The following is a 10,236-nucleotide window of genomic DNA, read 5'->3' on the forward strand; positions in this document are numbered from 1 at the left end:
GCGGGCGGTGATCGACTCCTCCCACGTCCGGGCCGCTCGAAGGGGCCCAAAAGCGGACCCAGCCCCGTCGACCGCGCACGGCCGGGCAGCAAGCATCACGTCGTCACCGACGCCCAGGGCATCCCGCTCGCGGTGTCCCTGACCGGCGGAAACCGCAACGACGTCACCCAACTCCTGCCCCTGCTCGACAAGATCCCGGCCGTAGCCGGTGTCGTCGGCCGGCCCAGACACCGGCCCGACGCGCTTCTTGCCGACCGAGGCTACGACCACGACAAGTACCGGCGACTGCTCTGGCAGCGCGGCATCCGACCGGTCATCGCCGAACGCGGCGTCGAACACGGCTCTGGCCTGGGCGTCTTCCGTTGGGTGGTCGAGCGCACCATGTGCGCCACGAGGCGCTCTGTTTGTATCCCCGGCTGAGCCGGGAGGAACTCGGAAGGAGGTTCCTGGGCCTGATGACTTACCTGGATCCGAAAGGTGAAGGGGACAACAGCATGTCAGGAAACCAGCGACCGGGCTCAGTTGTCGGAGACGGGGTGCTGGGAGGCCCGCGCGATATGGCGAAGACTGGATTGTTTGAAGCCCAATCTCCAGCAGATGCAAGTTCTCATCCGCCGGAAGGGCAGCTGAAACCGGCGCCGCACTCTGTACGGGGTTCGATCGTGCCCCCGTGCACCTCCGGGGTGCGAAGCGATGCCCAGCGAGGGCATTCAAGGAGATGAGTGGGACGCCTAACTCGCGCTAGAACGTACAGCAGAGACGAACGTGGGATCGCCTACGGGACGCGAGTCCTATGGCGACGGAGGCCCCGTAGTAGTCGCCGGAGTCACGACCGGCCAGGGAGGACGGGAAAGCCGTCCACATCGGGCGAAGGGGGCTAGGTGACTCGGACACATCAGACCCGGGAGGTATGCGAAATGCAGATCGCCGCAACGGCGCTGGGTGTCCTGCGCGGGCAGCCTGAGCCGCTCACGCTGTAGTCACTGGAGAGCCGGATGACAGGGAAACCGTCACGTCCGGTTCGGCGGGAGGCCGCGCGGAAAAGGATCTGCCACGGCAGACACCTCACCGCGCGGCCGACCCATCCGCCTGGCTCCACGGCTTTCGACGCTTACGCATCCGATGGGAGCGACGCGATGACATCCACGAGGCCTTCCTCGGCCTCGCCACCTGCCTCATCACCCACCGACACGTCCAACGCCTTTGTTAGGACCTCTAACCTCGCCGTTTCACTTGGGGACGGCTGGCTTGGGGGCTGAAACGCGAAAGTGCCTTCCTGACCTGGGACGATGAACCTTGCTGAGGGGTTCTGTCGGTCCAGGCGGAGGGCACTTTCTACGTGCAGGGTATCGGGTTGCGTCCCAAGGTCCATGTCAGTGCCGATGGTTCGGGGGTGGTCGGGCATGCCGGGGCACGGTTGCTGGCGGATCTTGCCGATGCCACGGGGCTGAGTGCCGCGTACTCCGCTGCTCTCAGGCCGCTTCGGCCGCGCGGGACCGGGCACGACCCGGGACGGGTCGCCACCGATCTCGCGGTGATGCTCGCCGACGGCGGTGAGGCGATCGCGGATCTGGCCGTGCTGCGGGACCAGCCGGGGGTGTTCGGCCCGGTCGCCTCCACGCCCACGGCTTGGCGTTTGCTCGCCGACACCGACGAGGCCGCACTCGCCGCACTGCGAGCGGCCCGCGCCTCGGCCCGGGAAGTCGCCTGGATGCAGGCCGCCGAGACCGGCGAGGGCATACCTGCCGCTCGGGCCGGCGGGCGAGAACTTCCCGGTTTGGTCCTGGACCTCGACGCCACGCTGGTGACCTGCCACTCCGAGAAAGAGCAGGCCGCACCCACCTACAAGGGCGGCTTCGGCTTCCACCCGCTGCTGTGTTTCCTCGCGAACACCGGCGAGGCCGTGTCGGGACGGCTACGGCCCGGGAACTCCGGAGCCAACACCGCCGCCGATCACATCGCGGTGCTCGACCAGGCACTCACGCAGATCCCCGACGCCCACCGGCACGGCACCGACATCCTCATCCGCGCCGACAGTGCCGGATCCGCGAAAGCCTTCCTCACCCACATCCGCGACCTGCGGAAACGAGGAATCCGTACCTTCTTCTCCGTCGGATACGCCATCACCGAGCCCGTCCGCCGCGCGATCCGCTCGATGCCCGACCGCCTCTGGCATCCCGCCCTGGACCAGGACGGCACCCTGCGTGACGGCGCCGAGGTCGCCGAGCTGACCGGCATGGTCGATCTGGAGGGCTACCCGGCCGGCACCCGCATCATCATGCGCCGCGAGCGGCCGCACCCCGGAGCCCAGCTGTCCCTGTTCGACCAGGACGAGGGCCTGCGGCATCAGGTGTTCCTCACCGACACCCCGTACTCCGGGGGCGGCTCCGCCCAGTTCCTGGAGGTCCGCCACCGCGGGCACGCCTGCGTCGAGGACCATATCCGGTGCGGCAAGACCACCGGCTTCGGCCGCTTCCCCTCCCGCCACTTCGGCGTCAACGCCGTCTGGCTCGAACTCAGCCTCACAGCGATCGACCTGCTGGCCTGGACCCGCGTCCTGCTGCTGGACGGGGAGCTGGCCACTGCCGAGCCGAAGAAGCTCCGCTACCGACTGCTGCACGTCGCCGCCCGCCTCACCCGCGGCGGCCGACGCCTGTGCTTGCGGATATCGGCGACCTGGCCGTGGAGAAACGAACTGGTTGCAGCCTTCCACCGTCTGACCGCGCTGCCCCGTCCGGCCGGCTGACCAGCAACCACCCTGCCCGCTCACGACCCGAAGGACTCCGGAGAACCCGACCACCGCGCCGGGATTCCGCCATGCCCGAGCACCGAAATCGTTTCGGCCACCCCACAGTTGTCCCTCAGCGACGCTTCATCGCCCCAACCGAAACGGCGAGGCTAACTGGGGTATCGCCGAGGTAAGCCCAAAAGGGGCCACGGGATGATCTTGCTCCATGAATGAGCCCGGCGGCAGGGGCCGTCCTCGTCAGCGTGTCGCCGGGGCCCCGGCCTCGGTGCGCGGCTCGGGAAGCGCGCCGTCGGTGTGGAGGGTGGCGAAGTCGGCGTGGGCCTGCTCGACGGCTTCGGGGTACGCCTCGCGCTTGGCGTGCTCGGCGAGCGCCCGGTAGATGCTGGCGACGGAGGGGCTCTGTCCCTTGCGCTTGCCGGTGGGGATGATCAGGTCGGGCTGGATCTGCTCGACCGTCTCGCCGAGTGCCCGGCGTCGCAGGACGGTGTGCAGCATGTCCTCGGTGATGACCGGCGGCCGGCCGCCGTGCTTTCCCTTGCGGGCCGCGGCGTCGAGCCCTTCCAGCGTGGACTCCCGGATGTTCTCCCGCTCGGTCTCCGCCATCGCCGCGAAGAACGCGAACAGCAGCCTGCCGTGCCCGCTGGGGTCGTACATGCCCGCCAGCGGTCCGGCGAGCATCTCCAGCACCAGGCCGTGGGCGGACAGGTGGTCGGCGAGCGCGGTGAGTTCGGCGGTGTCGCGGCCGAACCGCTTCATCTCGTAGACCGTGAGGATTACCCGGCAGTGCGGGGCGTGGGCCTTGATCTCCCGGGCGGCGCTCAGCGCGGCCTCGAATGCGGGGCGGACCCGCACCCGGGTGCTGATCTTCTCTGCGAAGATCTTGTCCCGGGGGATGTTCTTGGAGGCGAGCGCGTCGAGTTGGGAGTCGAGTTCCTGGCCGAGGGGCGAGCAGCGCGCGTAGCCGATCCGGATGTCGGCGGTCGGGGTGTCGGAATCGATCGGCGAGGGGACACCGACGCCGCCGGCCGCAGCACCCGGCTCTGCGCCGCGTACGGCGATCGCCGCGGACAGCAATGCGCTGTCCGGCTCCACCCACAGACGGCAGACGGCAGACCCGGGAGACGGTCCACGTCGTCGCCAGCCCCAAGCCCCACCAGGCCAGCCCTGCACCGACAGTGCGCCACAGGCAATGGCCGCTCCACGAAACCTGCCCGGCGGCGGCCGACCCCGACACGGTCAGCACGATGTCGGCCTGCACATCGACCGCGGCTGTATTCACCGTGGATGGCGAGCGCCGCGCCGCGGCTGGCGAGGGCCTGAGCCGCGGATCGCGAGGGCCTGCCGATCGTGTGGAACAGCGCGGAACGGAATGGAACGCCCATCCCTTAGGTGGTCACAAGGGGCTGCACAGGCCGCGCACTCCGGAAGGTGCGCGGCCACGAACGGGTCGGCTCCACCGAATCAACACATGGGCAGAGAACCGGGACAGGGATGAACATTTCGAGAAAGAGCCGACTGTTCGCAGTGGTCGGGGCCTTGGCGGCCTCGCTGGCCATGTCCGCAGGCACCGCGTCGGCCGGCGCGCCCGCAGGGGCCGCTGACCGCGCGGCGACCGCGCAGACCTTCAGCATCACCGCCGACGACCAGCAGAACCAGTTCGTCCAGGCCGTCGGCACCCCCAACGCGACGGTGATGATCGCGGGAACCGTGAATCTCAACCTGAGCGGCCTTTCGGCCATACCCGTGGCGCCCGGGGTCCGTATCATCGGCGACCGCACGGTCGTCGCGCGAGGGCCGCGCGTCTTCACGACGACGTTCCCGCGCACGCTGTTCACGATCGGCGACAGCAACGGCGGCACCGCGGACAACGTACGGATCAGCGGGATCAGGTTCGACGGCGGCGCCCCGATGGACCCCGCCGCGTCGGTGGGCACCACGGACGCCAACGGGATCGACATCTGGTCCAGCCAGAACGTGGAGATCGACCACAGCGAGTTCGCCCGGTGGCGCGGCGCGGCGATCAACCTGCAGGATCCGGGCAACCGGATCAACCGCGCCAACGCGGACACGGTGTGGGTGCACGACAACTACATCCATGACAACCAGCACCCCACCATGGACGGCATCGAGGACGCGTTCGGCAACCACCACGGTGCCGGCTACGGGGTCGCCCTGAACAACGGCGCCTACGCGCTGATCGAGAAGAACGAGTTCCAGGCCAACCGTCACTCGATCGCCGGTGACGGCCGGCCCGGCACCGGGTACCTGGTGTACCGCAACCTCATGGAGTCGCCCGGGCTCGGCTTCTCCCTGCTGGGCTGGGACCACTACGAGCACCTCATCGACATGCACGGCCGTGGGGACTGCTCCAACTACCAGTGCGGGCCGGCCGGCGAGTACGCCGACATCGCCTACAACTCCTTCCCGTCCACCAACTCGACCGAGATCAAGCTGCGCGGCACTCCCACCGACGGCTTCAACGTCGAGAACAACGTCTTCGCCCACACCGTCAGGTGGTCGACGACGTTCACCAACGGCGCCCTGGACCAGACCGAGAGCGGTCTGCACGACAACGGCGGCAACATCCTGGGCGCGAACCGGGACAACCAGCGCACCTGCGACTTCGACGGCGACGGCGTCACCGACCCCTTCATGACCACGGGCCTGACCTGGTGGTACGCCACCAGCGCCGGCGACCAGCACTGGGTGTACCTCAACCAGTCGAACGAGCGTATCGCCGACCTCCGGTTCCGCGACGTCAACGGCGACGGCCTGTGCGACGCCACCTCGGTCAACACCGGCAAGGTCTATTACACCCACCGGCAGACCGAAGACTCGGTACGTCCCAGCAACGGAATGCCCGTGGTCACCCCCGTCCCCGGTTCCTCGGTCGCCATGGCCTCCCAGAACGAGACGGACGCGACGAAGGGGGTCCAGGCGTTCACCGTCGACGCGCAGGGCGGGCTCTACACCACCCACATCGTCCCTGGGCAGCCGGCCCCGGACTGGACTCCTGAGTACGACACCCCGGCCCGGCTGACGTCCGTGGCGGCGGCGACCAACGCCGACGGGCGGATCGAGTTGTTCGCGCTCGACCGGAACGGGCTGATCTACTCGCGCACGCAGACGAGTCCCGGTTCGAGCACGTGGTCGGCGTGGAGGACCCTCGACGGGATTCTCAATTCGATCTCCGTGGCGCGCAATCAGAACGGAACCCTCCAGATCTTCGGCACCAACTCCGCCGGTACGATCTGGACCCGCTCCCAGCAGCAGCCGTCGGTCGACAACTGGAACGGCTGGCAGCAGATGGACGGCCTCCTGAACAAGATCGTCGCGGGAACCCACGCGGACGGGACGATCGAGATCGACGGCTTCAACTTCAACGGCACCCCGTTCCACCGCAGACAGACCACCGTCAACGCCACCAGCCCCGGGTCCGGCTGGTCGCCCTGGGCCCAGATGTTCACGAATCAGGGCGTGCTCACGGACATCTCCATAGCCCCCACCTATTACCAGGAGTTCGCGTTCTTCGGTGTCGTCGGTGGCGCGGCGTACCAGAACACCGAGGTGTCTTGGGGTGCCTACAACACGGGCGGGTGGCACGCCCTCCCGTACGGCAGCGGCATCCACAACGTCGCCGCGCAGCGGTGCGGCACCGACGTCCTCCTGATCGGTGTCACTGCCGACGGGAAGACCGAGATCAACCAGATCGGGGGCGGGTTCATCGGTGGTGATTACGGGTGGAGCCTGATCAACGGTGCAACGGCGCGTGCCACCTGATCCGCGTACTCCGGTCAACGGTGGATCTGCCGATCGAGGAGAGACACCAAGTGAGTGAGGAGCCGTTGCTCTGTCGTTCATGGTGACCGTGAGTTCGAGGTCGTCGATTCGGCCGGGTGACCCCCTGGCCGGCTGAGCACGGAACCGAGGCCTCCCGTAGCTCGTGGGTGTCGCATCCCATCGAGCTACGGGAGGCCCCGGTGCCTCAGCCCTCCGCGCCGACGCCGATACCGACGCCGATGTCGCCCAACTCGTCTCCCCCGAGCCGGGTTTGCCTCGCTCACCGGTTCGGGAATGCCGGGGAACAACCGGACCGGCGGTGCCACAGACGGTCAGAAATCGATCTCCGGTGATCGGTGAAGCGCCTGTAGGATCGGCATATTTCTGAGACGGGTGTGTTGGCCGGGGGGGCAGAGGCGCCGGAGAGCGGTGCATGTTCCGTCTCGATACTTCGGGAGGGTTCAGTTGACTCGTCATGGTTCCGCACGCCCAAGTCTGGTTGCCGCCATAGCGATCGTATCCCTGTCGCTGGCCGTCGGTCCGGCTTCCTGGACCGCTTCCGCCGCCGTCGCGACGTTCACCGAGACCACGATCGCCCCGACCATGCGTGTCACACCGGGCTCAGGCTCTGTGGTGAGCGTCGGGCCTTCCGGGTTCCTGCACAGCGCCCTCAGCAGGAACGCTCCCTTCGGACTCGAGTGGACCGGCACGGACGGCTCGACCCGAAAGCTTGAGGGCACTGGGCTGTACGACCCCGTGGAGTACTACGGCACGGCATCGGACGTCGTGGCGCTGCGGCCCGACGGGGGCACGGGCGATGTACTGCTGCGGAACATGGTCACCGACGAGACCACCACTGTCACCATCCCTCAGGGGCAGAAGTACAGCAGAACGATCGGGACCACCGTGGTGACCCAGGGCGGAGGTACCGTCGACAAGTGGACCGAGCTTCATCTGCTGAACAACGAGAACGGGACCACGGTGGACCGTCGTGTCACAGGCCTTCCGGAGGGGGCCAGCGGCATCGGTATCGGACGGGCCGGCGTCCACGGGTTCATCTCACTTCTGAGCGTCCCCGGGGAAGAATCCGTACAGTACGCCTGGGTAGATCTCCGTACCGCGGAAGCGACGCCTCTGCCCTACGGCACGGTGACCGCGCTCCATGTGGTCACCCGTCGCGTCGGCGGCGTGCGGATCTATGAGCAGGGCCGGTTCGACACCCCCCAGCACGAGGTTCAGGTCGACCTCAAGGACGCCATGGTGCTCGGCGTCGTCGGCAACTCGTTGATCGTGGGCCGCTACGACTCCTCGCTCGGCAAGAAGGAGTACCAGGCGTCCATCTGGAAGGTCGTGGCCGTGCCCTTCGACGGTTCCGCCGAGCGCACACTTCTCGCCCGTGCGGTGGCGGACAGGATTGCTGTCCGGCCGGACGGCGGCCTTCAACTCGTCGGCGGCCAGTCCGCGCAGGACTACGGCTGGCAGGACATCACTGCCGGAGCGGACGCCGTGCCGTACGCGACGCGTGTGCTCCGCATCCTGCCGGTCCCGATGCAGCTCCAGCGGCTTACGCTCGATCACGGCACCGTCACGACTCTGGAGTACGGCGATCGAGTCACCTCCGCGTACCGCCGCCGACTGGCCGAGGCGGCGCCCGGATACGGCGAGCGTGTGCCGGGCGGCAGCCTGCCGACCCCGTACAACCAATGCAGCGCCGTCAACGGTCTGTGCCCCGAGTTGTATCCCACCGGGGACGGCCGGACCGTGTACCGCGGGGCAGTGACCGTGAACGGTGCCTGGCAGCCCAAGCTGTTCGTCGTCGGCAAGGGCGAGGCGTTTCCCGGAAACCCGATCGAAACGGGCCTCCAGGATTCCTTCGACAGCGCCCAGCCCCAGACGAGGATCCTGGGGTCATCCGAGAACCTGGTACTGGTCGGCGGAACCCCTGCCGGCGGCGGCCACGAACTCCGGGTCGTCGACATCGACTCCGGCAAGGTCCTGCACAAGGAGCCGTACCGGACGGGTGCCCTCTGGGGGACCAGCCTGTGGACCTCGGCCCCGGGCGGCACAGTCACCGCCAAGGACGTGCGCACCGGGACCTCGCTGACATCTTTCGCCGTGAGCACCAAGTGCACCTCCATGGTCGATCTGCAGGCCGTCGGCCGATGGCTGTACTGGATGTGCAACGTCACCGATGCCCCGAATGCGGCAGGCGTGTACGACCTTCAGGCCAAGAAGAACATCCCGCTGCCCTCGGTCGGGCAGGCCTACCTCGGCGACAGTGTCGTCGCCGTCCGCGGCGAGCACGGGCTGAGTGTCTACGGCCTGCAGACAGGAACGGCCGTCCAGCGGTGGACGACCGACGCCGCGGGACTCGTGGCGCTCGACCCACGCAGCGGTGACCTCGCGTATTCGACGCTGGACCAGGCCGTCCACGTCCTCAGCACCGGGCGCCCCGAGGCCGCGCTGGTCTCTCCCTACCGGAACGTCTCCGCGCGGGTGGAGACGGACGCGACGCCGCTCTCCTGGCGCGGCGAATGGTGGCTGTCCGAAGCGGCGGCTTCCTGGAAGCTGGAGATACGCCACAGGGCGACGGGCCGCGTGGTCGCGACGCGCGGGGGCGGACCGGCCACGTACTCGATCGCGACAACGTGGGACGGCCGTGGCACGACGGGCGAACTGCTCGCCAACGGCTCGTACACCTGGACGCTGACGGCTGTGCCGGCGGACGGGCAGGGCACGGCGTTGGTCCAGTCCGGCGCGGTCCGGCTGACGGGTGGCGCGGCGGTGTGGCGGGACCACGTCGGCGGCTCGTCGCTGCCGGACGGTGTCGGCGACCTGCTGACTCTGACCTCCTCGGGGTCGCTCACCTTCCATCAGGGGGACGGGGCCGGGAAGCTCTCCGGGACGCTGTCGGCGAGCGGCTGGCCGGCCTCGGTCCGAGCCGTGCCGCTCGGCGACCTCAGCGGCGACCGCTGCAACGACGTCCTGATCCGGCTGAGCAGCGGCGCCCTGCGCCTGTACAAGCCGGGCTGCGGGGCGGCGCTGAAGCCGTCGACGCCGTACACCACCCTCGCCGGCGGCGGCTGGAATCAGTACGACGTCCTGACCGCACCCGGTGACGTGACCAAGGACGGCCGACCCGACCTGATCGCCCGCAACACTTCGACGGGTGCCGTCTACCTCTACAAGGGCACCGGCACCGGCAAGCTGTCCTCCCGCGTCAAGCTCTACGACAACTGGAAGGGTTACAAGAAGATCGTCGGCGCCGGAGACCTCAACGGCGACGGCATCGGCGACCTCCTCCTCCAGGACAAGGCCAACAACCTCTACCGCGTCTTCGGCAGCGGCAAGGGAACCTTCGCGTCACGGGTGAAGATCGCCAGCAACTGGGGCGGCTCGTACAACACGGTCGTCGGCGTCGGGGACATCACCGGCGACGGCAGGGCCGACATCGTCGCCCGGGACACCGCGGGGACCCTCTACCGGCAGAACGGCACCGGCAACGGCGCCTTCGGCTCCCGTACGAAGATCGCGAGCGGCTGGACCGGCTACAAGGGGCTCTTCTAACTTGATCTTTAACCTGTGCGGCGTGGTCGTGGGGTAGTTGACTTCTTCGTTCGCTGTTTCGCGGGTTGTGTCTTGCGGGGTGTGTGCACGTCGTGGCGGGGTGTGGGCCGGGTGTTCTTTCTGCCTGGGGGGCGTCCGGG

At 68.3% G+C, this 10,236-nt stretch carries 4 protein-coding genes and 2 pseudogenes; 5 read left to right on the forward strand and 1 reads right to left on the reverse strand.

What is annotated here, in order from left to right:
- The 3 genes and pseudogenes from ABT085_RS37970 to ABT085_RS37980 all read left to right on the forward strand — a co-directional run.
- Nucleotides 1-381 (forward strand): annotated as a pseudogene (locus ABT085_RS37970) (transposase); the annotation flags it as partial.
- A gap of 706 nt (nt 382-1,087) precedes the next feature.
- Nucleotides 1,088-1,210, forward strand: a pseudogene (locus ABT085_RS37975) (IS5/IS1182 family transposase); the annotation flags it as partial.
- Nucleotides 1,211-1,309: 99 nt separating this feature from the next.
- Nucleotides 1,310-2,746, forward strand: coding sequence for an IS1380 family transposase (locus tag ABT085_RS37980; RefSeq protein WP_502982908.1), 1,437 nt, complete (start codon nt 1,310-1,312; stop codon nt 2,744-2,746).
- Nucleotides 2,747-2,986: 240 nt separating this feature from the next.
- On the opposite strand, the gene ABT085_RS37985 is transcribed toward ABT085_RS37980, so the two are convergent.
- Complete coding sequence (locus ABT085_RS37985; RefSeq protein ID WP_351618923.1) at nt 2,987-3,841, reverse strand: recombinase family protein; 855 nt, start codon at nt 3,839-3,841, stop codon at nt 2,987-2,989.
- 399 nt (nt 3,842-4,240) lie between these two features.
- Between ABT085_RS37985 and ABT085_RS37990 the strand changes: the two genes are divergently transcribed.
- A complete protein-coding gene (locus ABT085_RS37990; protein ID WP_351618926.1) occupies nt 4,241-6,529 on the forward strand; it encodes a DUF8189 domain-containing protein in 2,289 nt (762 codons plus the stop codon).
- Between the two features lie 633 nt (nt 6,530-7,162).
- Nucleotides 7,163-10,096, forward strand: coding sequence for an FG-GAP-like repeat-containing protein (locus tag ABT085_RS37995; protein ID WP_351618929.1), 2,934 nt, complete (start codon nt 7,163-7,165; stop codon nt 10,094-10,096).
- Nucleotides 10,097-10,236: the final 140 nt, after the last annotated feature.

The sequence above is a fragment of the Streptomyces sp. NPDC002265 genome (assembly GCF_040296125.1).
In the GTDB taxonomy this organism is placed as follows: domain Bacteria; phylum Actinomycetota; class Actinomycetes; order Streptomycetales; family Streptomycetaceae; genus Streptomyces.

Excerpts from the sequence above, each read along its gene's own strand:
- ABT085_RS37990 (WP_351618926.1), top strand. The coding sequence starts at position 4,241 with ATGAACATTTCGAGAAAGAGCCGACTGTTCGCAGTGGTCGGGGCCTTG.